The following is a 24452-nucleotide window of genomic DNA, read 5'->3' as shown; positions in this document are numbered from 1 at the left end:
GCGGGGGCCGTCTCGGTGTTGCCCTCGACCGTGACCGGGATGCCGTCCGACGGTGACGCGGCGCCTCCCCCGCCTCGGAGCGCACCGGCGGCGGCCTCGTCGAGGGCGCAGTGGTTGAGCTCGAGGACGGAGCGCAGGACGTCACCGTGTTGGCGAATCCGACTGAGGCACAACAGAACGAGCCCGTTCGACGTCAACCGACCCTCGGCCACGAGCTCACCCGGACTGCTGGTGGTGGACCCGTCGACGAGGCTCGCCACACGCTCGCGGTGGCCAGGCGCGAACCCGGTGGGTGCGGCGTCGAACGGCGACGTGTCGAGCGACCGGAGTCGCGGCTCACGGGCGCCTCGGCCGGGCCACCCAGAGACCGGTCACCGACGATCGTGCGACGACGAGGCGACGGCTCACCCGACCCATGACGGCCGCCGGCGCCGCCACGCGCGGCCGAATCCCGATGAGGCCCTTGTGCATCCGCGCCGCAGCCCTACGCTTGGCGTGAGCGTCCCGGGGAACGGGTCTGCTCATCCGGCTCCACCCGGCACGGAAGGACCCCTCATGCCCGACCAGACCACGACCGCCCCCACGCCGGACCTCGCCCGCAAGGCCGTGGCCGAGGGCGTCGGCACCTTCATCCTCGTCTTCTTCGCCGTCGGCTCCGCCGTCTTCGGCATCGACACCATCGGCGCGGTCGGCGTCGCGCTCGCCTTCGGCCTCGTGCTGCTCGCCCTGGCCTACGCGATCGGACCCGTCTCGGGCTGCCACGTCAACCCCGCCGTGACGCTGGGCGTGCTCATGCGTCGGGGCATCACGACCCAGGAGGCCGTCGCCTACTGGGTCGCGCAGGTCGTGGGCGCGCTCGTCGGTGCCGCACTGCTCAAGCTCATGGTTTCCGGCTTCGGCGGCGTCGCCGACGCGACGGGCGCGCTCGGCACGAACAACTGGGGCAAGACCATCTCGGCCGGCGGCACGTTCGTGCTCGAGGTCGTCATGACGTTCCTGCTCGTGTTCGTCGTGCTCCTCGTGACGAGCCGCGCCGCGGCCCCCGGCTTCGCCGGCCTGGCGATCGGCCTCGTGCTCACCGTGATCCACCTCGTCGGCATCCCGCTCGACGGCACCTCGGTCAACCCGGCCCGCTCCCTCGGCCCGGCCCTGCTCAACGGCGGCGAGTCGCTGACCCACGTCTGGATGTTCATCGTCGCGCCCCTCGTCGGCGGCGCCGTCGCCGCGCTCGCCGCGCCCTTCTTCGAGACCCGGACCGCCGGGTCCGACACCGACCCCACCGGGGCAGACGTCCCCGCCTGAGCGGGCCGACCGCCATGAGCGACAGCACCGAGCTCGCATCGGCACGGCGCGCCGGCGGACGGTGGGTGCGCTGGGTGGCCGCGCTCGTCGTGCTCCTGTGGTTGGGGGTGGGCGGCACGGGCGGCCCGCTCGTCGGCCGCCTCTCGGAGGTGGCGACGAACGACAACGCGAACTTCCTGCCCCCGTCGGCCGAGTCGACCGCCGTGAGCAAGGTCGTCGAGCGCAGCACCGACACGCAGACCCTGCCCTACCTCGTCGTCGTCGAGCGGGCCAGCGGGCTGACCGCCGCGGACCGCACGGCCGTGCAGGCCTTCGTCACGCGCATCCCCGACCTCCCGCTCGCCGGGTCGTCGCGCACCGTCGGCGAGTTCCTGCAGTCCCCGCCGCAGGGGGCGATCCCGAGCGAGGACGGGAAGGCCGCACTCGTGCTCGTGGCCTTCGTCGCCGACAAGGCGGAGGAGACGATCAACGGCGACACGGCCCTGTATGCCGTCGCGAGCGCCCTGCGCGACGCCGGCGCCGCGACGCTCGCCCCCTCGGGGCTCGCCGTCCACGTCACGGGCGCCGGCGGCTTCTTCGCCGACTTCGTCATCGCCTTCAGCGGCATCGACGGGATCCTGCTGCTCGTCGCCCTCGGCGTCGTCTTCGTCATCCTCCTCATCGTCTACCGGAGCCCGATCCTGCCGTTCGCCGTGCTCGTGACGGCGATGTTCGGGCTCTCCCTCGCGGCCCTCGTCGTCTTCCCCCTCGCCCGCAACGGGACCATCAGCCTCAGCGGGCAGAGCCAGGGCATCCTCTCGATCCTCGTCGTCGGCGCCGCCACCGACTACGCGCTCCTGCTCGTGGCGCGCTTCAAGGAGGAGCTGCACGACCGGGAGTCGACGTGGGAGGCGATGAAGGTCGCGTGGCGCGCCTCGCTCGAACCGATCGCCGCGAGCGCGGCCACGGTCGTGCTCGGCCTCCTGTGCCTGCGACTGTCCGAGCTCGGCAGCACGAAGGGCCTGGGCCCGGTCGGTGCCCTCGGCATCGTCGGCGCCTTCGTCGCCGCGCTGACCTTCCTGCCGGCGACGCTGCTCCTCGTCGGCCGTCGCATCTTCTGGCCCCAGGTCCCGCGGGTCGACCACGTCCACAGCGCCGACGCCGTCGGGACCCGCGGCATCTGGGGCCGCGTCGCCGGTGTCGTCGGGCGCCGGCCCCGTCGCACGTGGGTCGTCACCCTGCTCGCGCTCCTCGCCTGCGCGGCCTTCCTGCCGACGCTGAACGCGCGCGGGATCGCCCAGTCGGACCTCTTCCTCACCGAGGTCGACTCCGTGACCGGTCAGGCCGTGCTGGCCCGGCACTTCCCCGCCGGCTCGGGTCAGCCCGTGCAGATCGCCGCACCCGAGGCCGAGGCCGACGCCGTCGTCAAGGTGCTCGCGTCGGCCGACGGCGTGAGCAGCCCGCAGGTCGGATTCGTCCCCGGCCAGCCACCGACGGTCGTCGACGGCCAGGTCCTCGTGCAGGGCACGCTCGACTCCGCGGCCGACAGCGTCGAGGCCGAGGACACGATCGAGACGCTCCGCTCGTCGCTCGACGCCGTGGGCCCCGACGTGCTCGTCGGCGGCGCGACGGCGACGAACCTCGACGTCCGGCTCGCGAGCGAGCGCGACCTCAAGGTCATCATCCCGGCGATCCTCGCGGTGATCTTCGTCGTCCTCGTGCTCCTGCTGCGCTCGATCGTGGCGCCGCTCGTCCTCGTCGGCGCCAACGTCCTGTCCTTCGCTGCCACGATGGGGGTGTCGGCCATCGCCTTCAACCACGTCTTCGGCTTCCCCGGCTCCGACCCGTCGACCCCGCTCTACGGCTTCGTCTTCCTCGTCGCCCTCGGGATCGACTACTCGATCTTCCTGATGACCCGCGTGCGGGAGGAGTCGCGCCTGCGCGGCACCCGGCCGGGCATCCTGGTCGCGCTCGCCGTCACCGGCGGCGTCATCACGAGCGCGGGGATCGTGCTCGCCTCGACCTTCTCGGCCCTCGCGGTGCTGCCGATCCTCTTCCTCGTCCAGATCGCCTTCATCGTCGCGTTCGGCGTGCTGCTCGACACGCTCGTCGTGCGCAGCCTGCTCGTGCCGGCGGTGGCCTACGACATCGGCGAGCGGATCTGGTGGCCCGTCGGCCTCCCCCACGCCGGACGCCACGAGGCGCGCGTGGGCGGAGGGGGTCGGGGCGACGCGGAGCCCGCGGACGAGCCGACGGTGTCATCGGGCTGAGCGGCGTGCATCGGCCGCCCGCCGCGGACCCGCAGCGCGGTGCGGACGGGCCGCGTGACCGGGCAGGCCGCCTACCCGGGTCGGCCTGCGTGGCGCAGTGCGGTGAGGTCGAGAACCGTGACGCGTCCACGGTCGAGGGCCACCACTCCCGCCGCCTCGAGGCGGCGCAGGACCCGGTTCGCCGTGGGCCGGGTGACCCCGGCCAGCTCGGCGAGCGCCGTCTGGTTGAGGGGCACGGCTACCGGTGAGATCGCCTGTGCGCCACGGGAGTAGACGCCACGCAGCGCCACCAGGCTCCGGACGACGCGGAGCTCCGCGGGCGTGTGCAGGGCCTCCATGAGGGCCTCGGTGAGCCGGTTGACCCGGGCGGCCAGCAGCCGGACGAGCAGCCGGCCGACCTCGGGGTGACGGGCGCAGAGCCGCTCGAAGTCGGCGAAGCGGAGCGCGAGGGTCACGGTCGGCTCGACGACCTCGATCGTCGCCGTCCGACGGCCACCGCGCACGACCATCGCCAGCTCGCCGAAGGCCTGTCCCGGCCCCATCACCGCGTACGCGAGGCGGTCGCCGCGCTCGGAGGACCGTTGGGCGACGACCCGCCCCTCGACGACGAAGTGCACGGAGTCGGCGGGGTCGCCCTCGTGGAAGACGACGTCGCCCGCGGCATACGTGTGGCGGTGCATGCTCGCCACGACCTCGCGGCGCTCCTGGGGCGCGAGGTCGGAGAGCAGGCCGAGGTCGACGTTCACCGGCGCGTCCGCGCGTGATCGCGGCCCGGGTGTCGCCGCGCGCACAGACGGCTGCGCCGTGGGACGGGATCGTCGTCGGTGAGCACATCCGCAGGGCGGGGGGCAGCGAACCCCTCGAGGAGGAGAGGGACTTCGATGACGACGACGACACGACGACGGGTCCACCCGGACCTCGCGCACCACCACCCCCGGGTGACGAGGACCTCGCGCGGCGGCTGGACGTGGGCGTGCGACTGCGGAGGGGCGTCCGCTCGCGCGGCCGTGGCCCGGCTCACCTGGCACCAGGCATACGTCGGCGCCCTCATCCACTCGGCCTCGATCGCCCCCTGAGCGGTCACCGCAGACCCTCGCCGAGGCGCACCCGCCGGGGAACGGGTAGCGGCACCAGCGACGCACGCGCCTCGGCGAGCAACGCCGACTCCGCCCGGTCGAACACATCCTGGGCGGAGTCTGGCGTGTCCCCGATCGCCGTCATGCCGACCCGGCCGCACTCGGTGATGGAGCTGATCATGTGGAAGACGACGCCGGTCTGGCGGGACTGGTCGAAGTGGAGGCCGGCCCTTGCGACGAGGTCGAAGAGGTCGTCGACGCCGAGACCCCGCAGCGACTCGTCCTCGAGGTGGTCGGTGGCCACGAGGTGGCGCTCCGCCCCGGACGGCGTCAGGTAGCGGCCCTCCTCCTGCAGGTACTCGCCGTCGGTCAGGAACTGCAGCGTCAGGAAGGGGTGCGTCGTGCCGCCCTTGCGGAGGTTGACCTCGATGGCGTGGGTCTGCCAGCGGTCGCCCTGCCGGACGACGACGAAGTCGAGGGCGAACCGGCCGAGCACGCCCTTGTCGGCGAGGACCCGACCGACCTTCTCGGCCTCCCGGCTGATCGTCGTGGCGTATGCCGGGTCGGCAGGGAAGCGCGCCCCGAGGTACATCTGCCCCGTGGGCCCGCCGAGGACCTGGTCGTGCGTCGAGAGGACCGCGAGCTCTCCCAGCGGCGTCACGTGCAGCTGCACGCTGGGGCTGCGGACCTCGTCGCCCACGATCCGCTCCTCCACGACCCCGCCACGCTCCTCGAGCTTCGCGAGGTAGGCGTCGATGCCGACACGGGCGTCCTCGAGCTGCATCGCCCGCACCCGCTCCTCGGCCGCGGCATGCAGGTCGGCCAGGCGTCCGGCCCCTGAACTGGCTTGTCCCGCAGCTAGACCCGACAGGTCGACGAGTGCGTTGCCCGAGCCCGACACGCCCTCGTTGAGCTTGACCATCGCCCACCGGGCCGCGGGCCGCGCCGCGAGCAGCTCGAGTACGGCGTCGACGACCTCGCCGACCGAGTGGAGGTCCTCGGCCCCGAAGGGGTGGTCGACGCCGGCCTCGGCGAAGACGCGGCGGCAGCCCGTCTTGGTCCCCAACGGGTAGAGGCGGGGGTGGGCGGCATACATCGGGATCCCGAGCAGGAGCGCGAGGTCACGCTCGCGGGTCGTGCTCGTGTAGGGCACCAGGTGGGAGCGCGTCACGTCGGGCACGAGCCCGGCGATGCGCGCCACCAGCCGGGGACGGGCGAGCAGCTTGTCGGTCAGCGGCGTCGCCGACGAGTCCCCCACCGCGACGAGCTGCAGGCGCGACCGGGCATGGCTCGGGATGACCCCCGGCAGCAGCGACAGGTAGTACTCGACGACGTGCTCGTTGATGGGCATCGACGTGACGTAGACCATCCGGAGGCGCGGCTGGCGCAGGAGCAGCAGCAGGAAGAGCAGCCGCTCCTCCATCGCCTGGTTCACGGCGCCCGCGGAGGGGCCGAGCTTGTCGGCGCTCATCGACGGCACGACGACGACCGACTCGAGCGGGTCGCCCTGCCGGATGAGGCGCCACACCCCGGGAAGCCGCTCCTGCAGCTCGTCGAAGAGCTCGTCGCGGGCTGCCTCGTCGAGGTCACCGAGGACGCCGAGGGGCCCCGCCGGTGGTGCGGGCGGGTCCGGCGCGGGCGGCTGCGGGACGGACGGTGAGTTCATGGAGGGGCCTCCTGCCCGATGGTGCGGATCACCTCGTGGACCTCGAGGGGCCGCGCGATGCCGCGCAGCTCGACGGGACCGAGCGAGCGCGTCTCGAAGCGGTCGCCGAGACCGGCCCGCACCCGCGGGCTGACCAGGACCTGCCGTGTGGCGGCCGCCGCGCAGAGGCGGGCCGCGACGTTGGTGACCGTGCCGATGGCGGCGTAGTCCCACCGACCCTCGAAGCCCACCCGGCCGAGCGTCGCGTAGCCCTGCGCGATGCCGACCCCGAAACCGAGGTCGTGGCCCTGCCGGCGCCACTGGTCGGCGAGCTCGTCGACGCGGTCGCGCATCTCCAGCGCCATCCGCACGGCCCGCTCGGGGGCGTCCGCGCACGGGGGCGGGTCGTTGAAGAAGACCATGAGCCCGTCGCCCGCGAAGTGCTCGAGCGTCCCCTCGTAGGCAAAGACGAGCTCGCCGAGCGCGGCGTGGTAGTCGCGAAGCACCGACATCGTCTCCTCCGGCTCGGACGTCTCGGCGAACGCGGTGAAGCCGCGCAGGTCGGTGAAGACCGTCGTGATGTCGCGGCGATGGCTCTCGAGGAACGACTCGTCGCCCGACTCGACGATGAGCCCGGCGATCTGGGGCGAGAGGAAGCGGCGTAGCCGGCTCAGTCGCTCGAGGTCCGCCACCTGCTCGGCCACGCGCGATTCAAGCTCGGCGTTCCACCGCTCGAGGGCGACGGTCTGCTCGACGACGGTGTCGTGCAGCCGCTTGACCCGGGCGAGCGACCGGACACGTGCCATCAGCTCGGCCTGGTCGAAGGGCTTGGTCACGAAGTCGTCGGCGCCCACCTCGAGGGCGCGCAACCGCTGCCGGGTGCCGCTCGCGGTCACCATGACCACAGGCAGCATCACGGTCCGGGGGTCGGCTTTGATCCGCGCGCACGTCTCGTAGCCGTCCATGACCGGCATCTGCACGTCGAGCAGGACGACGTCCACCACGCACGCCGCCAGGGCGGCGAGGGCGGCGGCACCGGAGGCTTCGGAACGCACGACGAAGCCGTGCGGCTCCAGCACCGCGTGCATGAGCTTGCGGTTCTGCTCGAGGTCGTCGACGACGAGGACCCGCACACCCGTGAGCGGCGGGGGGACGCCGTCGGCCGGGGCCGTCACGACGGCGCCCCGTCGTCCCGACGCGGGAGGTGGCGGCGCACCTGGGTCGGGAACTCGCGGATGCTGATCGGCTTCTCGAGGTAGCCCGCGAAGCCCGAGCCGAGCGCCCGCTCGCGGTCGCGCTGCATGGCGAAGGCCGTGAGGGCGACGACGGGGATGTGCGCGGTCGCCTCGTGACCGCGCAGCAGCTCCAGCGCGGCGAAGCCGTCGATCCCCGGCAGCTGCAGGTCCATGAGGATGACGTCGGGAAGGGTCGCGCGTGCCTGCTCGACCCCCTGCTCACCGGTGGCTGCGACGACGACGGAGAAGCCGGCGTACTCCAGCACGTCCCGGGCGAGCTTGAGGTTGCGTGGGTTGTCCTCGACGAGGAGCACGACCGGCGGGCGGCTCATGAGCCGTCCCCCGGCGCGGGGTGCGCGCCTGCCACGGCAGCGAGGCGCCGGGCGAGACCCGACAGGTCGATGCCCGCCTTCTCGGCGACGAAGGCGATGCGGCCCTCGAGACGCGAGCGGTCCTGTGCGGTCAGGGTCTTGGCCGTCAGCACGACGATGGGCGGCCCGTCCGAGTCGCGGTCCGGTCGCAGCTCGTCGATGACGGCGAAGCCGTCGACCTGCGGCATGAGCAGGTCCATGACGACGACGGATGGCGCGACCGCGCGCACGACGTCGGCGGCCCGCTGACCACCGGCGCAGGTGTGGACCTCCCAGCCGAGCGGCTCGAGGGTGCTGCGCACGAGCTTGAGCGCGAGCGGGTCGTCGTCGACGACGACGACGCTGAGCCCGGTGCGCGCGTCGTGCGCCTGCGTGGGCGACAGCAGGCGTGTCACGGCGGCGAGCAGGTGCTCCCCGCTCACCGGCTTGACGAGGTACTCCGTCGCCCCGAGCGCGAAACCCCGACCGTGCTCCGGCTCGACGCTGACGACGACGACCGGCACGGCGGCCGTCAGCGGGTCGCTCTTGAGGGCTGTCAGCACCTCCCAGCCGTCCATGCCGGGCAGGTGGATGTCCAGGACGACGGCGAAGGGGTCCTGCGTGCGCACGAGGTCGAGCCCCTGCTCGCCGCTGGAGGCGCCGACGGCGCGCAGCCCGGCCGCCCGCAGGTGCAGCGCGACGAGCTCGGCCGAGCGCGGGTCGTCTTCGATGACGACCACGGTCGGGCCACCCACGAGCTCCCCGTCGTCCGCCCACGCACCGTCCTCGGCGTCCGGCGCGGCGTCGGGCTGCGGGATCGAGAGCCCGAAGGTGCTGCCCTCGCCCGGCCGGCTCGAGAGCCAGAGCCGGCCGCCGTGCAGCTCGACGATGCGACGGCTCAGGGTCAGGCCGAGCCCCGTCCCCTCGCTCGAGGACGCCGACCGCTCCCCCTGCTGGAAGGAGTCGAAGATCCGGTCCTGGTCGGCCGGGTCGATGCCGACGCCCGTGTCGGTGACCGTGATGCAGACCTCCTCGCGGTCGCGCCACGCGCGCACGTCGACGGCTCCGCCGTCGGGCGTGAACTTGACGGCGTTGCTCAGCAGGTTGAGCAGCACCTGCTTGAGACGGAGCTCGTCGGCCGTCACGGCCCCGAGCCCGCCGTCCATCTCGAGCGACAGGCGGATGCCGTGCAGCGCCGCGCGCTCGCGCACGAGCGAGAGGGCCTGCACCACCATGCCGTCGACGGTGAAGGTCGTGAGGTCGAGCTCCATGCGGCCCGCCTCGATCTTGGAGAGGTCGAGGATGTCGCCGAGCAGGGCGAGCAGGTGCCGCCCGGCCGCGAGGATGTCCCGGAGGTAGTCCTCCTGGCGCTCGTTGAGTTCGCCGAACATCCGCTCGAGCAGCACCTCGGAGAAGCCGATGACGGCGTTGAGCGGCGTGCGCAGCTCGTGCGACATGCTCGCGAGGAACTCCGACTTGTGCCGGCTCGCCTGCGCGAGCTCGACGCTCTGCCGCTCGAGCTCCTGGTAGAGGCGGGCGTTCGTCAGGGCGACCGCCGACTGGCTGGCGAAGGCCGTGAGCAGCTCGCACGTCTCGTCGCTGAACGAGCCGGTCGTCTTGCGCCGCACGACCAGCGCGCCGACGACGCGGTCGGGTCGCACCAGCGGGATCGCGACGAGCGAGCGCCAGCCCGACCCGTGCAGCACCGCGAGGTGGGGGTCGTCCGGCGCGGGCTCGGCGTCGAGGTCGGGGATCTGGAGCACCTGCCGGGTGCGGGCCGCGCGGCCGACCCAGGTCCGGTCGATGTGGATCTCGGCGGCCCGCAGCGCCTCGATGACGACGGCGCTCGTGCCGTAGGCCGTGCGCACCCGGAAGAGGCCGGTCGCCTCGTCGAACTCCATGAGCGACCCGCCGTCGGTGCCGGAGAGGTCGACGGCGTGCGACACGATCGTGGCCAGCACCTCGTCGGCGACGAGGGTCGAGCTGATCGCCTCGCCGACCTCGGCGAGGGCCTCGAGCTGCTCGACCTTGCGCCCCAGCTCGGCCGACCGGTTCTCGAGGGCGCCCACGAGCTCGACGTGCCGCAGGGCCAGCGCCGCCTGCTCGGCGAAGGTCGTCATCAGCTCGCCCGCACGGTCCTCGAAGGGGGCCACCTCGTTGCGCCACACGGTCAGCACCCCGACCACCTCGTCCTCGACGAGCATCGGCGCACCGAGGATGGATCGCCAGCCGCCGAGCTTCTGCAGGGCGAGCTGCGAGTAGTCCGGGTCGGCGAGGACGTCCGTGATCTGCTGGGCCGTGCGGTCCATCCCGACGCGCCCGATGAGGGTTCCTCGGTCGCGCAGGACCGGGTAGCGATCGACGACGTCGAGGTAGGCCCTGGAGTGGCCGCTCGACCAGCGCAGGCGGTACTCCTCGCCCTCGAGCAGGTGGATCTGGGCGACGTCCGCGTGGAGCAGGCGGCGCGCGTTGTGCACCACCGCCTCGAAGACCTGTGCCTGCGCCGACGCCCCGCTCGTCAGGACCTTGAGGATGTCGCTCGTCGCCCGGAACTGCTCCCGGACGTCGGCCAGACGCGACTCCAGCTCGGCGCGGTCGCTGCTCGCCGAGTCCTCCGTGGCCGTCCCGAACCCGCCCATGCGAGTCCTCCATCGTGCGCGGTGAGTCCCTGGGCTCCCCCCACCCGAGTGTCCTCTCCGACGCGCCGTCGCACCACGGAATCGGCTCAGGTCCCCGCGGCCGACGAGGTGGCCGCGGACGAGCCGGCGGCGCCCTCGGGCGCAGCGGCGTGGGTCAGCCGGCGGCCTCCAGCGACCCGGCGACCGCGGGCTGACGGCCGTAGCCGCTCGTGCGGGCCCGGCCGAGCGCCGGCACCGCGCCGGCCAGGGTCTCGAGGTAGACCGCTCGGCGCGTCGAGCCGGACTCGGTCTGCGGCGCGACCCCACCCGGGTGTACGTCGTCGGCGTAGTGGGCCTCGAGGCCGCTGCGCAGCAGGCGGAGGGCCTCGCTGCGCTGCTGCGAGATGGCCGAGGAGGTGAGGCCGAGCTCGGCCGCGACGTCCTTGACCGCCTTGCCCTCGAGGTAGATGGCCGTGACGATGAGCCGGAGGCGCTCCGGCAGGGAGGCGACCGCCGCGCGGAGGTACTCGGTGCGCTCGCGGGCGAGGAGCGTGTCCTCGGGCGCGGCGAGGTCGGCCACGATGGCGTCGGCCGTGTCGTCGAGGGTGCCGACGGTGCGGGCGGCGTCGGCGAGGCTGGAGCGCACCTGCTCCCGCGTCAGTCCGGTGGCCGCGGCCATCTCGTCGTCGGTCGGGGTGCGACCGAGCTGGGCCGAGAGCGTGCTGCTCATCGACTTGAGCGCCGTGATGCGCTGGCGCGTGCCCCGGCCCGCCCAGTCCATCGAGCGCAGCTCGTCGAGCAGGGCGCCGGAGATGCGGCGACGGGCGTACGCCCCGAAGGGCACGCCGGCGGTCGGGTCGAAGGAGTCGGCCGCGAGCACGAGGCCGATCGCCCCGACCGAGGCGAGGTCCTCACGCGAGAGGTGGGTGGAGCGCGCACACAGGTCCGACACCAGGTAGCCGACGAGCGGCAGGTTGTCGACGACGAGCTGGTTGCGCTCCGTAGTTTCCACTGGACCCCTCAGACGTACACGATGACGTGGCGTCCGGCACGGGCGGGTGCGACGGGATGTCGGCGCCTCCGGACGTGTCCATTTTGGGTCGCTATGTTCGGTTTGTATCCGGAATCAGAAAAATGCCGAGAAAATTCTTTTCGTCCGGCGTGTCGCCCGGCGCGTCACGCTCCCGGGTGGTCCCGGGGCGCGCCGCGGGACCCCTCGGAGGGGCTGCGGCGAGGCCCTCCGACGCGGGGTCGGACGGGGTGCCCTACTTGGTGTCGGACGCCGTGCCGGACGGTGCGTCCGGGCCGTGGCCCAGCAGTCCGCGCAGCACGTCGTCGGCGCTGGCCTGGGTGGCCTCGAGGTTGGCGTCGGCCACCGCCCCGAAGATCTCCTCGCGCTTGATCTCGAGGTGGCGTGGGGCATCGATGCCGATGCGGATGCCGTCCGTGCCGCGGCTCTCGAGGAACGTGATGACGATGTCGTCGCCGATCATGATCTTCTCGCCGGGCTTGCGGGTGAGTACGAGCATTGGGGATCCCCTTCCGTGGGTGCGAGTCGTCAGCCCGGTCGCCTGCGGCGCCTCACAGCACCGTCCGTGGTGCAGGCATCCCGTCCACCCACCCTACGGGAACGCGCAGCCAGTTGACGGTGTGCGGCGAGAGCGACTCCCCCGCTCCCACGACGGCGAGCGCGTCGACCTCCAGCACCGCGCGCACCCGGTCGACCCAGGCGCTCGTGTCGTCCGGCTTGTGCCGGGCGTCGACGACGACCCAGACCTGGTCGGGGGCGAGCGAGGCCGCTGCCTCGAGGTGCGGCAGCCCACCGGTGGGCGAGCCCGGGTCGCACGCCACGAGCACCGCGGCGCCCACCTCGACGGCGAGCGCCCGCGAGCGCACGGCGTCCCACCGGCCGGTGAGGCGAGGACGGGTGGCGGGCGCGGTCGCGCCGGCGCCGTAGACGGCCCACCCGCTGCTGCCGGCAGCGCCGCCGCCGGCCACCTCGATCATCGAGGCCGTCACGTGCAGGGCGCTGTCGCCGAGGCCGACGACGAGCACGAGGTCGCCCGGCGCGGAGAGCGGCGCCGGCACGGCCCGCCCGGCCCGGTCGTCGCCGAGGCGCGCGAGCAGCTCGGTCAGCTGGTGCGACTCCGTGGAGACGTCGGGCACGACGGCGGCCGGGCGCACCGGCGCACCGACGAGCGGGGTCCCGGTCACGGGCGCCCAGGGGGCGACCGCGGGCGCAGCCGGGCCGACCGCCCCCGCCGGGCCCAGCGCCCCCGCGGCGCCGGCCGGTCGGTCGGCGCGGTCGGCGCGGTCGGCGCGGTCGGCGCGGTCGGCGCGGTCGGCGCGGCCGACGAGGTCGGCGTTGACGTCGTCCTCGCTGCTGTCGGCGTCGTCGAGGAGCGCGAGGATGCCGGCGCGGTCGCTCAGCACGTGCCCGGCCGGCGCCACGACGACCTCCGTCGTCCAGACGTCCGGGCCCGCCTCGGTCGGCACCCGGGGCAGGTCCGGCACCTCGACCATGACCTCGAGGTGGCGACGTCCGAGGAAGCCGGCCACCCCCGGGTCGAGCACGCGCTCGGCGCGCACGATGCGTGCGTCGGCCCCGTAGAGCTCGGTCGCCTCACGCGTGAGCTCGTCGAGGGAGCGACCCTCAAGCAGGAACTGAGGCGCCAAGGCGCACCACCCCGATCGTCTCGATGCTGACGTCGGCCGAGGTCACCTCGGCGTAGGAGAGGACGGGCACGCCGCGCGGGGCGGGCGGCAGCAGCTTGCGCATGGCCGGCCGCAGCACGGGCGCGCACACGAGCACGGCCGCCTTGCCGGCCGACTCCGCGGCGGCCACGGCCGCGCTCAGGGAGGCGAGCACGGCGTCGAGCCGGGCCGGGTCGACGACGAGCTGGGTGCCGCCCTCGGCCGGGCGCAGGTCCTGAACCAGGCTCTGCTCGAGCGACGGCTCGATGGTGATGACCGGCAGGTGCCCGTTGTCGGCGAAGCGCGCCACGAGGGCCGGGCCGAGCGAGGCCCGGGCCGCCTCGACGAGCGACTCGGGGTCGTTGGCCACCTTGGCCCGGAGGCTGAGCGCCTCGTAGATGCGGGTGAGGTCGTTGATCGGCACCTGCTCCGCGAGCAGCCCCTGCAGCACCCGGTGGAGCTCGGCGAGCGAGAGCAGGGAGGGGGTCAGCTCGTCGACGGTGGCGGGGCTCACCGCCTTGACGCCCTCGGTGAGCACGCGCACGTCCTCCCGCGAGAGCAGCCGCGCCGCGTGGACGTTGACGATCGAGGACAGGTGGGTCACGAGCACGCTGACCCGGTCGATGAGGGTCGCGCCCGTCATCTCCGCGCTGTGGCGCAGCTCGGTCGGGATCCACTTGCCGGCGAGGCCGAAGACCGGCTCGATGACGGCGTCACCGGGCAGCGAGTCGAGCGCCTCGCCGAGGGCGAGCAGCTTGCCCGACGGGGCGACGCCCCGGGCCACGTCGACGCCCGCGACGCGGATGGCATACGTCGTCGGGGGCAGCTCGACGCTGTCGCGCGTGCGGACGGGCGGGATGACGACCCCGAGGTCCATGGCGATCGTCTGGCGCAGCGCCTTGACGCGCCCGAGCAGGTCGTCGGGCGAGCTGCCGACGAGGTCGACGAGGTCGGGGGCGAGCAGGATCTCGAGGGGGTGCACCCGCATCTTCTCGAGGATCGCCTGGTTCGGGTCCTGCTCGGGCGCCTCCGCCGCGGCCGCGGCGGCGGCGGAGGCGGCGGCCGCCTCGGACGCCTGGGTGGCGCCGACGCGGCGCGAGGCGATGATGAGCAGACCACCGACGCCGAGGAAGGGCAGCGGCGGCATGCCGGGCAGGAGCGCCATGACGAGCGCCGCGCACCCGGCGACGAGCAGGGCGGTGCGCGACTGGGACAGCTGCTTGGACGCGCTGCGGCCGAGGTCGGTCTCGGAGTTCGAGCGGGTGACGATCATGCCGGTCGAGACGGCCATGAGCAGCGCGGGGATCTGGGTCACGAGGCCGTCGCCGACGGTGAGCAGGCTGTAGGTGTTGAGCGCGTCGGTGATCGACAGGCCGCGCTGCACCATGCCGACGCCGATGCCGCCGACGACGTTGACGATGATGATGATGATGCCGGCGATGGCGTCGCCCTTGACGAACTTCGACGCACCGTCCATCGCGCCGTAGAAGTCGGCCTCGGCGGCCACCTCGGCGCGCCGCTCGCGCGCCACGACGTCGGTGATGAGCCCCGCGTTGAGGTCGGCGTCGATGGCCATCTGCTTGCCCGGCATGGCGTCGAGGGTGAAGCGCGCCCCGACCTCGGCCACGCGCTCGGCACCCTTGGTGACGACGACGAACTGGATGACGACGAGGATGAGGAAGACGACGATGCCGATGATGAGCGAGCCGCCGACGGTGACCTTGCCGAAGGCCTCGATGACGTGGCCCGCGAAGCCCTCGCCGAGCACGAGCCGCGTCGACGCGACGTTGAGGCCGAGCCGGAAGAGCGTCGCCACGAGCAGGAGCGAGGGGAACACCGAGAAGTCGAGCGGCTTGTTGACGAACATGCTCGTGAGCAGGATGACGAGCGCGAGCGCGATGTTGCAGACGATGAGGACGTCGAGCAGCCCCGACGGGATCGGCACGACGAGCAGCAGCACGATGCCGACGATGCCGACGGGCACGGCGAGCCGGGCGAGGTCGCGGTTCACGGGTGCGCTCCTTGGGTGTGACCGGTGGGTCCGGGTGCGGGACGGTGGCGGCCGCCCGGGGTGGGCGGCTGGCGGGGCACGGTGTGCACGCCGGCGGCGGAGCCCCGTGCCTTGAGGGCCATGACGAAGGCGAGCACGCCGGCGACGGCGGTGTAGAGCTCGACGGGGATCTCCTGGCCGATCTCGCAACCGGCGTGCAGGGCACGGGCGAGTGGCACGTCGCGGACCATCGGCACCCGCTTGTCCTCCGCCTCCTGGCGGATGCGGGCCGCGATGGTGCCGGCCCCCTTGGCGACGACGCGGGGGGCGGCCTTGCCGGGCTCGTAGCGCAGCGCGACGGCGACGTGCGTGGGGTTGATGAGCACGACGTCGGCGTCGGCGATCGCGGCGATCATGCGGTTGCGCGACATCGCGAGCTGGCGCGAGCGGCGCTGCGAGCGCAGCAACGGGTCGCCCTCGCTCGTCTTCGCCTCGTCCTTGACCTCCTTCTTGCTCATCCGGGTCTTCTTGCGGTTGCGGCGCATGACGACCATGACGTCGGCGGCGGCGAGCACGAGGCCGGCGAGGACCGCGAAGCGCAGGAGCGAGGCCGCGCCGTCACTCGTGACGTCGATGAGGCCCGACACGGGCAGGCCGCCGGCGGTGAGCAGCACCGGCACGAGGTCCTGCACGACCGTCCACAGCACGAGCCCGACGACGGCGGTCTTGAGCAGGGCCTTGGCCCCGCCCCAGAGCGCCTGCTTGCCGAACATCCGGCCGATGCCCTGGACGAGGTTGAAGTTCTGGAACGAGGGCGAGAGCTTCTTGACGTGCACGCCCCCCTGGAGCACCGCGCCCACGATGACACCGACGAAGACCGCGGCCACCATGGGCATCAGGGTCCAGCCGACCGACGACAGCCCCTCTCCCAGGGCGGCGAGCGCCCGCGCGGGGTCGGGGTCCTGGGCGACCGAGCGCATCGTGAAGAGCTGGCTGACGCTCGCGTCGGCGCCGCGCGAGATCGTCATCGGGATCATCGCGGCGCCGAGCCCGACCGCGAGCCAGGCCGTGAGGTCCTGCGACTTCGACAGCTGGCCCTTCTGGCGCACCTCGCGCATGCGCTTGTCGGTGGCCTGCTCGGTCTTCTCCTGACCGTCGTCAGCCATCAGCTCACCCCCATCAGCATGCGCGCCGCCTGGTTGGCGAGGGCCGAGACGATGCGCGGCAGGGCGAGGAACATGAAGCCCGCGAGGCCGAGCGTGATGAGGATCTTGAGCGGGAAGCCGAGCTGGAAGGCGTTGAGGGCGGGGGCCACGCGCGTCAGCAGGCCGAGGCCGACGTCGGCGAGGAAGAGGACCGCCATGAGCGGGCCGGCGATCTGCACGGCGGAGACGAACATGCCCGTGACGGACGTCGTCATCATCTCGACGGGCCGCGACAGGTCGATGCCGCCGCCGAGCGGGATCGCGCCGACGGTGCTCGTGAGCCCGCCGATGACGAGCTGGTAGCCGTCGCTGCTGAAGAGCAGGGCCAGCGCGGTCATCTGGGTCAGGCGCGTGAACTGCGCGCCGTTGACCATGGTCTGCGGGTCGTAGCCCTGCGCGAGCTGGAAGCCGCCGGCGAGGTCGATGAGGGCGCCGGCGGACTGGATGGCCGCGAAGACGAGGTAGACGATGAAGCCCAGCGCGAAGCCGGTGACGAGCTCGAGGACGAGGCCGGTGACGAAGGCCGCGTCGCCGCGGCCCGAGTACGTCGCGCCGGCGCGCATCGACACGGCGAGTCCGAGGCCGACGCCGAGCATCGCCTTGATCCGGGCCGGGAAGGCGTTGTGCGAGAACGGCGGTGCGATGAAGAGGAACGCCGTCATGCGGACGATGGCGAGCAGGGTCGCCTCCGCCCACGCCTGGTCGATGGGGATGTTCATCGTCGTGTCAGGCCGATCCGAGCAGGCTGGGGATGCGCGCGAACAGGTCGTTGGTGAAGGTGATCATCTCGGCGATCATCCAGTGGCCGCTGACGGCGAGCGCGATGACGACGGCGACGGCCTTGGGCACGAACGACAGCGTCACCTCCTGCAGCTGCGTGATCGACTGCACGAGGGAGATGGCGAGGCCGACGACGAGGGCGGTGACGAGCACCGGGGCCGACAGCTTGGCCGCGGTCGTCAGGGCCTGGAGGCCGATGTCGAGGACGGCGGACGGGTTCATGTCACGCTCCCCGCGTAGCTCTGCACGAGGGAGGTGATGATGAGGCCCCACCCGTCGACGAGCACGAAGAGCAGCACCTTGAAGGGCAGCGACACCATGACCGGCGGCAGCATCATCATGCCCATCGACATGAGCGCCGAGGAGACGACGAGGTCGATGACGAGGAACGGGATGAAGATGACGAAGCCGATGATGAAGGCCGCGCGCAGCTCCGAGATCATGAATGCCGGCACGAGCGTCTGCAGCGGCGTCGCCTCCGGGGTCGCCGGGTTCGCGATGCCCGCGGCCCGGGTCATCAGCGCGATGTCCTCCTCGCGGGTGTGCGCGAGCATGAAGGTCGACAGCGGCTTCGCGCCGGCGGTGAGCGCGCCGCCGAAGTCGAGCTGTCCGTTCAGGTACGGCTGCACGGCCAGCTCGTTCACGTGCGAGAGCACGGGCCACATGATGAAGATCGACAGGAAGAGCGTCAGGCCCGCGAGCACCTGGTTCGGCGGCACGGAGGCCAGGCCGAGGGCGTTGCGGGTCATCGAGAGCACCACGAAGATCTTCGTGAACGAGGTCATCATGAGCAGGAGCGCGGGGGCCACGGACAGCAGCGTGATCCCGAGCAGCGTGACGACCGACGACGAGGGACCGTTGTCGGGCGAGTTGATCTCGAGGTTGATGACGCCCTTGCCGTCGCCCGGCGAGGGCGGCGTCGGAGCGGCCGGCAGGGCCGAGGCGAGGCCGGCTGCATGACCCGCCGAGGCCGAGACGACCATCACGACGGCGGCGGCGAGCACGGCGAGCGCGAGGAGCACGAGGAGGCGGCGGACGCAGCCGGTGGGCCGGGCCGGTCGGGTGGCGACCGTCGCGAGGAGGGCGGTCACGAGCGTCGACCGGCGCGGATCGCGTCGGCGGCGAGGCGCCACGTGGCCGGCTCCAGGATCGAGCCGGTGCCCTTGGGGGCAGCGCCGGCCGACGGTGCGAGCCCGGCGCGCTGACGCGCGAGCTCGGCCTGGAAGGAGGCCTGACGCACCTCGCGGCGCGTCGGCAGGGGCGTCGGCAGCGGGGTCGGCTGGGAGGTCGACTGCGGGTCCGTGGCGTCGTCGAGCCCGACGGGCGCGTCGGCGGTCGGGTCGACCGGAGCGTCGGTCGTCGGGTCGACGGGGGCGTCGGTCGACGCGTCGACGGGCCACCCGAGGAACGACCCGACCGGCGACTGCACGGGCGACGGCACGGGCTCGGGGACGACGGGGGCCTCACCGGTGTGCAGCACCGAGATGCCGTGCTCCGTCACGCCGAGCATGAAGCGCTTGCCGTCGGTGTCGACGAGCACGACCGACGCCTTCTGGCCCACGGACTGACGGGCCACGACGCTGAGGGCCTTGGCCCGGGTCGCGGCACCACCGGTGCGCACCTTCCGCTGCACCAGCCACATGAGTCCGAAGACCGCGACGAGCGAGACGACGACGCGAGCCGCCAGCAGGAGGGTGTCCATTCAGGGCCGGGCCTCGGCGGTGTCGAGGATGCGGGAGATGCGCACGCCGTAGTCCTGGTCGACGACGACGACCTCGCCGATGGCGATGCGGCGACCGTTGAGGAGCACGTCGACGGGTGCGCCGGCGGAGCGGTCGAGCTCCACGACGGTGCCCGGCTCCATCGACAGTGCCTCGCGCACGCTCATGCGGGTGCGGCCGATCTCGACGGTGAGGGCCATCTCGACGTCCTGGATGCGGCGCAGGCGACCGTCGTAGGCGCTGCCGTGGTCGGCGAAGGAGGTGATGGGGGCGGCCGCGCCGACCCGGACGGCGAGCCACCCGAAGGGGGCCACGCCGTCGGAGATCTCGAAGACGGAGGTCTCGCCGTCGGCGCTCGCCACCCCGCCGACGAAGAGGCCGGCCGGGTCGCCCTCGACGAGCTCGGAGAGCACGCCGTCGCCGAGCGTCAGCGCCGCGCGCTCGAACGCGGGGCGCAGCACGGCCGTCGTCGGCGCGCCCGGACCGCCGCCGGCCTCGGCCACGAAGCCGGGGTCGAGCACGATGATCGAGAGGTCGGCGGGCGCCGGGCCGACGAGCGAGGCGGACACGACGACCGCTCCCAGCACCTCGGCGCGGGCGGCGGCAGCCGTCTCGGGGGCGACCTGGCCGAGCACCCGGAGGCCGGGGACGGGCAGGGAGGCGGCGAGGTGCTCGGCGGCGGAGGCGGCGGTGCTCACGGGTGGTTCTCCTGGAGGGGTGGGAGGGCGGCATACGGGCTGGGGGCCCCGGTCGACCCGAAGGGCGAGGGGGCGTGGGGGGCGACCGGCTCGAGCGCCGAGGACACGGCGGTGCCGGAGGGGCCTGAGGGGTGCGGCTGCCCGGCGCGGGTGTCGGGCTCGGGGGCCAGCACCGAGACGATGCGGGCGGCGACGCGCGAGCCGGTGCGCACGACCATCGCGCGGGCGAGGTCCTCGCCACCGACCGTCACGAGGAACGGCTCGCGCGAGTGGTGCGGGAGGGCGAGCGTGTCACCCACGGCGAGGCTCAGCACCTGCTCGGGCGTCACGGTGACGGGTGCGAGCGAGACGGCGACCTCGACGGGCACGTGGGCGACCTGCTGGCGGGCGAGGTCGGCGGCGCCGTGCGTGCTCGCGACGGGGTTGACCGCCCCGAGCTGCGGCAGGAGCGTGTCGGCCGGGATGGCGAAGGTGACGGCCGAGGTCGTCTCCCCCACCTGCAGGCCGCAGGTGACGACGACCATGAGGTCGGAGGTCGCGGCGGCCTGGGCGAACTGCGAGTTGTACTGGATCGACTCGACGCGCGGTTCCTGCGTCAGGAGCGGCCCGAGCGAGTAGGCGAGCACCTCGAGGGCCTCCTCGACGAGCGCCTTGACGAGGGCGTGCTCGATCGGGGTGAGCTTGCGCTCGAGGCCGGCCTTGTCGGAGTTGCCTCCGAGCATCCGGGCGACCCAGCCGAGGGCGGCGGGCGTCGGGAACTGCACGACCATCTTGGCGGGGGTGTCACCGAGCACGCAGCGGACCATGCAGGTGACCGTCGGCAGCGAGGCGACATACTCGTCGTAGGTCGCGACGATGACCGACTCGGTCGTCGCCGTCGACTTCGTGCGCACCTTGGCCGTGAGCTGGGTGCCCCACTGCCGCGCGAACGAGTCGAAGGCGGCTTCGAGGATGCGGCTGTGCTCCCGCGCCAGCGTGGTCGGGCGGCGGAAGTCATACGGTTCGACGGGGGGCGCGTCGACCTCGAGCAGAGTCACGCACCCCTCTATCGGCAGGCGCGGCGACATGGTAAGGACGCCGCGCCGGCGGTGTCAGGAGGGTGTCAGGCGGGGCTCAGGACGACCTGGCCTGCGCCTTCAGCACACCCGGGATGAGGGCGCGCACCCGTTCCGACTGGTTCGAGAGCACGACGATGTCGACCCGACGGTTCTGGCGGTAGTCGGCGGCGCTCGTGCCCTTGCGCGCGGGTCGCGAGGAGCCGTAGCCCGTGGCACCGACCCGCGCCCCCGGCAGCCCGCCCTGCTCGACCATGAAGCGCGCGACCTTGGTGGCCCGCTCGGCCGAGAGCTCCCAGACCGACGGGAACGCGGTGATGAGGTTGGCCGCGTGGCCCTCGACCGACACCTGCAGCTCGGTGCCCGCGATGACGGGCGTGATGGCGCGCATGATCTTGTAGGCCCGCGCGGTGAGCGTCACGCTGTCGGGGCTGAAGAAGGTCTGCGAGCCGACGAGGCGCACGGTGAGGCCGCGCTGGTCGATGTGGAACTGGACGTCCTTCTGCAGCCCCTCGGCCGCGAGCCGCTTGCCCATCTTCTCGGCCAGGCCGCTGAACTTCTTGACGTCCTTGGTGGCCATGGCGAGGTCGCCGAAGCCCTCCTTGTCCTTGCTCGCCGCCGACGGCGGCACGATGGTGCCCGTCGCGGTGTCGATCTTCGCGCTGACGGTCGTGCCGAAACCGGTCGCGAGCGAGTTGCGCAGCTTCTCGAAGCGGTTCTTGTCGACGGTCGACATCGCGTAGAGCACGACGAAGAGGCAGAAGAGGACGGTGATCATGTCCATGTAGGACACGGCCCACCGCTCGTCGACGTGGAACCCCTCCGGCGCCTTGCGCGTCCGCCGCCGCCGGCTCATGCCGCGGCCTGCTCGTCGTCCGAGCCCTTGGACCTGCCCTTGTCCTTGCCGCCCTTGTCCTTGCCGCCGTCCCCGGTGTCGCCCACCATGGCCCGCAGGCGGTCGGCGAGCAGCAGCGGCTGGGCGCCGCCCTGGACCGCGAGGACGCCCTCCATGACGAGGGTCATCGACTCGACCTCGAGCTCGCTGAGCCGGGCGATGCGCGCCGAGATGGGCAGCCAGATGAAGTTCGCGGAGAGCAGCCCCCACAGGGTGGCGACGAAGGCGCTGGCGATCATCGGGCCGAGCTCGTCGGGGGACGAGAGGTTCTCGAGCACGTGTGTCAGCGACACGACCGTGCCGATGATGCCGATGGTCGGGGCGTAGCCGCCCAGGGAGGCGAAGAACTTCGAGTCGGCGTGGTCGGCCCGCGCCTTGGAGGCGATCTGGTCCTCCATGAGGATCCGCAGCTCCTCGGCGTCGGTGCCGTCGGCGACGTTCTGGAGGGCGCCGGAGAGGAACGCGTCCTTGCTGTCGCTCGCCTCGGCCTCGAGAGCGAGCAGGCCCTCGGCACGGGCCTTCTCGGCGAGGGAGATGATCTTCTCGATGCTGTCCTGCGGCTTGGGGGGCTTGCCGAGGAAGGCGCGCGGCACCGCCTTGAACGCCTTGAGGGTGTCCTTGATGGTGTTGCCGGCGAGGCCCACCGCGATGGTGGCGCCGAAGACGAGGATCATCGGCGGCGGGAGCAGCAGCGAGCCGATGTGCGAGCCCTCGAGCGTCACGATGGCGACGACCGAGCCGAAGGCGAGCACGAGCCCGATGATGAGTGACGGATCCATCGCTGCTCCTTATCGCTCGGTGGGCCGCAGGGGCGTGGGTGACGGGGACGGGACGACGCTCAGCTGGCGCAGCTCGCCGGGCACGACGTGCTGGGCGGTGGCGATGACGAGGGCACGGAAGTCGGCGATGAGGCCGATGACCTCGGGCAGCCCCTCGCGCACGACGTAGGTGGCTCCCCCGACCATGACGAGCGTCGTGTCGGGGTTCTCCTGGATGCGTTCGATGAGGTCGGGGTTCACGGCGAAGCGCGACCCGTTGAGGCGGGTGACGGCGATCATGGGGTCGTTCCTGTCGGGGGGCGGGGCTGCTGCGTGCCTCCGCCCCCCTCTATCGGCAGGGACGCGTGCGGCATTAGGTTCAGCGCTTGAGGTCGACGAGCTCCTGCAGCACCTGGTCGGAGGTCGTGATGATGCGGGCGTTGGCCTGGAAACCGCGCTGGGCCACGATGAGGTTCGTGAACTCCTGGGACAGGTCGACGTTGCTCATCTCGAGCGCGCCGCCCAGCAGGGTGCCGAAGCCGGCGTCGCCTGCCGCGCCGACCTGCGGGTTGCCGGAGTTCGCGGTCGGCGCGAACGAGGAGCCGCCGACCTTCTCGAGGCCCGAGGGGTTCGTGAACTGTGCCAGTGCGACGCGGCCGACGGCCTGGCGCACGCCGTTGCTGAAGGAGCCGACGAGCGAGCCGTCGGTGCCGACGCTGAACGCCTCGAGGCTGCCCGCCTTGTAGCCGTCCTGGCCCTTGGCGACCACGGTGCTGCTGCCGGCGTAGCCGGTGACCGTGCTCAGGTCGACGGCGATGCCACCGACGGTCACCGAGCCGCCGCCGGTCTGCTGGCCGTTCGCGAAGGTCAGCGCGCCGGCCCCGGTCGCACCCGAGGCGTCGGCCGCGGCGACGTTCCAGCCACCGGCGGTCCGCGTGAACGACAGCGCGAGCGAGCGGGCGTTGCCGGCCGCGTCGAAGACCTGGATGTCGCGCTTCAGCGTCGTGCCGGTCGCTGCGTCGGAGGGCAGGTTGCCCGCCACGTCGACGGTGGTCGTCGCCCGCGCGGGGATCATCGTCGTCGGGGAGAGCAGCAGGTCGCCCATCTGGCCACCGGTGTTGACCTGTCCGGTCGCGTCGGCGCTCCAGCCCTGCAGGACGCCGCCGTCGGGGCCGACGAGGTGGCCGTTCGCGTCGAGGCCGAAGGCGCCGGCGCGGGTGTAGTTCGTCTGGCCGCCGCGGTTCGTGACGAAGAAGCCGTCGCCCGAGATCATCATGTCGGTGGCCTTGCCGGTGCTCTGTGCGGAGCCCTGGGTGAAGTTCGTCGTGACGCTGGCGATGCGCACCCCGAGGCCGACCTGGGCCGGGTTCGTGCCGCCGGTGGCGGCCTGCGGGCCGGTGGCGCCCTGCGTCATCTGCGACAGGGTGTCCTGGAACTGCGTCGTCGAACCCTTGAAGCCGGTCGTGTTGACGTTGGCGATGTTGTTGCCGGTGACGTCGAGCATCGTCTGGTGGGCGCGCAGGCCCGAGATGCCGGAGTAGAGCGAGCGGAGCATGGTGGCTGCCTTTCTTGGCGGTCAGAACGTGGTGTGGTGTGTGTCGTCGTGCGGGTGAGGTGCAGGTCGTGTGCGGGCGGCGCGGGCTGCGGACGGCGCTGGGGTGGCGCTGGGGTGGCGCTGGGGTGGCGCTGGGGTGGCGCCGGGGTGGCGCCGGCGCAGGTCGCGGACGCCGGCTCAGCCGCCGGTCACGGTGGTGATCGAGTCGATGGGGACCGAGACCGAGCCGATGGTCACGGTCGGGCTCGTGCCCGCGTAGGAGACGCCGGAGACGGCACCGGTCGCGGTGGCGCCGTCGGCGCCGAGGTAGCTGACGGTGCGGCCCAGCAGGGCGGCGGCGGCCGCGCGCTGCTGCGTCTGCAGCCCGTGCGCGGAGTCGGTCGCGAGCTGGGTCAGCTTCTCCATCATCGCCAGCTGCGTGGACTGCCCGATCATGGCGTTGGTGTCCATGGGAGAGCTGGGGTCCTGGTTCTTCAGCTGCGTGACGAGCAGGCTCATGAAGACCTCGGAGTCCATCTCCTGCTTCGGGGTGCGGGTGGGCGCCGTCGACGTCATGCTCGACGCGCCGGCGGCGCCGACGGCGCCGACGGGTCCGGACGGGATCGCGGTCATGGGGTCTTCCTTCG

24 protein-coding genes are annotated in these 24452 nt (G+C 72.8%); 3 read left to right on the top strand and 21 right to left on the bottom strand.

Annotated elements, in window-relative coordinates:
• The first annotated feature begins 555 nt into the window (after nt 1–555).
• Nucleotides 556–1302 carry an aquaporin gene (locus ABD979_RS09305; RefSeq protein WP_345507193.1) on the top strand — a complete coding sequence of 249 codons (747 nt, stop codon included), beginning with the start codon at nt 556–558 and terminating at the stop codon, nt 1300–1302.
• Between the two features lie 14 nt (nt 1303–1316).
• Nucleotides 1317–3551 (top strand): MMPL family transporter, encoded by a 2235-nt coding sequence (locus tag ABD979_RS09300; RefSeq protein WP_345507192.1) that lies wholly within the window; start codon nt 1317–1319, stop codon nt 3549–3551.
• A 71-nt stretch (nt 3552–3622) separates the two neighbouring features.
• On the opposite strand, the gene ABD979_RS09295 is transcribed toward ABD979_RS09300, so the two are convergent.
• The gene (locus ABD979_RS09295; protein WP_345507191.1) at nt 3623–4297 is read right to left on the bottom strand and encodes a Crp/Fnr family transcriptional regulator; all 675 of its coding nucleotides are present in this window, start codon (nt 4295–4297) and stop codon (nt 3623–3625) included.
• A 135-nt stretch (nt 4298–4432) separates the two neighbouring features.
• Between ABD979_RS09295 and ABD979_RS09290 the strand changes: the two genes are divergently transcribed.
• Nucleotides 4433–4627: a hypothetical protein gene (locus ABD979_RS09290; RefSeq protein ID WP_345507190.1), complete on the top strand. Its 195-nt coding sequence runs from the start codon at nt 4433–4435 to the stop codon at nt 4625–4627.
• Between the two features lie 4 nt (nt 4628–4631).
• Here the strand turns inward: ABD979_RS09290 and ABD979_RS09285 are convergent, their stop codons facing one another.
• The 20 genes from ABD979_RS09285 to ABD979_RS09190 all read right to left on the bottom strand — a co-directional run bounded on the left by ABD979_RS09285 (nt 4632) and on the right by ABD979_RS09190 (nt 24438).
• On the bottom strand, nt 4632–6293 hold the full coding sequence (locus ABD979_RS09285; protein ID WP_345507189.1) for a peptide ligase PGM1-related protein: 1662 nt from the start codon (nt 6291–6293) through the stop codon (nt 4632–4634).
• Nucleotides 6290–7447, bottom strand: coding sequence for a response regulator (locus tag ABD979_RS09280; protein ID WP_345507188.1), 1158 nt, complete (start codon nt 7445–7447; stop codon nt 6290–6292). Before ABD979_RS09280 ends, ABD979_RS09285 begins: the two co-directional genes overlap by 4 nt.
• Nucleotides 7444–7839 (bottom strand): response regulator, encoded by a 396-nt coding sequence (locus tag ABD979_RS09275; RefSeq protein WP_345507187.1) that lies wholly within the window; start codon nt 7837–7839, stop codon nt 7444–7446. The genes ABD979_RS09280 and ABD979_RS09275 overlap by 4 nt, the downstream gene beginning before the upstream one ends.
• Nucleotides 7836–10496 carry a response regulator gene (locus tag ABD979_RS09270; RefSeq protein WP_345507186.1) on the bottom strand — a complete coding sequence of 887 codons (2661 nt, stop codon included), beginning with the start codon at nt 10494–10496 and terminating at the stop codon, nt 7836–7838. Before ABD979_RS09270 ends, ABD979_RS09275 begins: the two co-directional genes overlap by 4 nt.
• Nucleotides 10497–10650: 154 nt before the next feature.
• Nucleotides 10651–11487 carry a sigma-70 family RNA polymerase sigma factor gene (locus ABD979_RS09265; RefSeq protein ID WP_345507185.1) on the bottom strand — a complete coding sequence of 279 codons (837 nt, stop codon included), beginning with the start codon at nt 11485–11487 and terminating at the stop codon, nt 10651–10653.
• A gap of 253 nt (nt 11488–11740) precedes the next feature.
• Nucleotides 11741–12004 (bottom strand): carbon storage regulator, encoded by a 264-nt coding sequence (locus ABD979_RS09260; protein WP_345507184.1) that lies wholly within the window; start codon nt 12002–12004, stop codon nt 11741–11743.
• A gap of 52 nt (nt 12005–12056) precedes the next feature.
• Nucleotides 12057–13151 (bottom strand): hypothetical protein, encoded by a 1095-nt coding sequence (locus ABD979_RS09255; RefSeq protein WP_345507183.1) that lies wholly within the window; start codon nt 13149–13151, stop codon nt 12057–12059.
• A complete protein-coding gene (locus tag ABD979_RS09250) occupies nt 13129–15180 on the bottom strand; it encodes a flagellar biosynthesis protein FlhA (RefSeq protein WP_345507182.1) in 2052 nt (683 codons plus the stop codon). Before ABD979_RS09250 ends, ABD979_RS09255 begins: the two co-directional genes overlap by 23 nt.
• Complete coding sequence (locus ABD979_RS09245; RefSeq protein WP_345507181.1) at nt 15177–16325, bottom strand: EscU/YscU/HrcU family type III secretion system export apparatus switch protein; 1149 nt, start codon at nt 16323–16325, stop codon at nt 15177–15179. The genes ABD979_RS09250 and ABD979_RS09245 overlap by 4 nt, the downstream gene beginning before the upstream one ends.
• Nucleotides 16325–17083 (bottom strand): flagellar biosynthetic protein FliR, encoded by a 759-nt coding sequence (locus ABD979_RS09240; RefSeq protein WP_345507180.1) that lies wholly within the window; start codon nt 17081–17083, stop codon nt 16325–16327. Before ABD979_RS09240 ends, ABD979_RS09245 begins: the two co-directional genes overlap by 1 nt.
• A 7-nt stretch (nt 17084–17090) precedes the next feature.
• Nucleotides 17091–17366 carry a flagellar biosynthesis protein FliQ gene (gene fliQ / locus ABD979_RS09235; protein ID WP_345507179.1) on the bottom strand — a complete coding sequence of 92 codons (276 nt, stop codon included), beginning with the start codon at nt 17364–17366 and terminating at the stop codon, nt 17091–17093.
• Nucleotides 17363–18235 carry a flagellar type III secretion system pore protein FliP gene (gene fliP / locus ABD979_RS09230; protein ID WP_425583949.1) on the bottom strand — a complete coding sequence of 291 codons (873 nt, stop codon included), beginning with the start codon at nt 18233–18235 and terminating at the stop codon, nt 17363–17365. The genes fliQ and fliP overlap by 4 nt, the downstream gene beginning before the upstream one ends.
• Entirely contained in the window at nt 18232–18846 is a 615-nt protein-coding gene (gene fliO / locus ABD979_RS09225) for a flagellar biosynthetic protein FliO (RefSeq protein ID WP_345507178.1), read from the bottom strand. Before fliO ends, fliP begins: the two co-directional genes overlap by 4 nt.
• Nucleotides 18847–19563: a flagellar motor switch protein FliN gene (fliN, locus tag ABD979_RS09220; protein WP_345507177.1), complete on the bottom strand. Its 717-nt coding sequence runs from the start codon at nt 19561–19563 to the stop codon at nt 18847–18849.
• Nucleotides 19560–20600 (bottom strand): flagellar motor switch protein FliM, encoded by a 1041-nt coding sequence (locus ABD979_RS09215; RefSeq protein WP_345507176.1) that lies wholly within the window; start codon nt 20598–20600, stop codon nt 19560–19562. The genes fliN and ABD979_RS09215 overlap by 4 nt, the downstream gene beginning before the upstream one ends.
• A gap of 76 nt (nt 20601–20676) precedes the next feature.
• The gene (locus tag ABD979_RS09210; RefSeq protein ID WP_345507175.1) at nt 20677–21474 is read right to left on the bottom strand and encodes an OmpA/MotB family protein; all 798 of its coding nucleotides are present in this window, start codon (nt 21472–21474) and stop codon (nt 20677–20679) included.
• Nucleotides 21471–22292, bottom strand: coding sequence for a motility protein A (locus tag ABD979_RS09205; RefSeq protein ID WP_345507174.1), 822 nt, complete (start codon nt 22290–22292; stop codon nt 21471–21473). Before ABD979_RS09205 ends, ABD979_RS09210 begins: the two co-directional genes overlap by 4 nt.
• A 9-nt stretch (nt 22293–22301) precedes the next feature.
• Nucleotides 22302–22571: a flagellar FlbD family protein gene (locus tag ABD979_RS09200; RefSeq protein ID WP_345507173.1), complete on the bottom strand. Its 270-nt coding sequence runs from the start codon at nt 22569–22571 to the stop codon at nt 22302–22304.
• Between the two features lie 79 nt (nt 22572–22650).
• A complete protein-coding gene (locus tag ABD979_RS09195) occupies nt 22651–23826 on the bottom strand; it encodes a flagellar hook protein FlgE (RefSeq protein ID WP_345507172.1) in 1176 nt (391 codons plus the stop codon).
• A 177-nt stretch (nt 23827–24003) separates the two neighbouring features.
• A complete protein-coding gene (locus ABD979_RS09190; RefSeq protein ID WP_345507171.1) occupies nt 24004–24438 on the bottom strand; it encodes a flagellar hook assembly protein FlgD in 435 nt (144 codons plus the stop codon).
• Nucleotides 24439–24452: the final 14 nt, after the last annotated feature.

Origin of the sequence: Terrabacter aeriphilus (assembly GCF_039542985.1) — a bacterium.
Classification (GTDB): Bacteria; Actinomycetota; Actinomycetes; order Actinomycetales; family Dermatophilaceae; genus Terrabacter; species Terrabacter aeriphilus.
The sequence above is the reverse complement of the archived record's forward strand: the minus strand, read 5'-3'. Positions and strand labels throughout refer to the sequence as shown.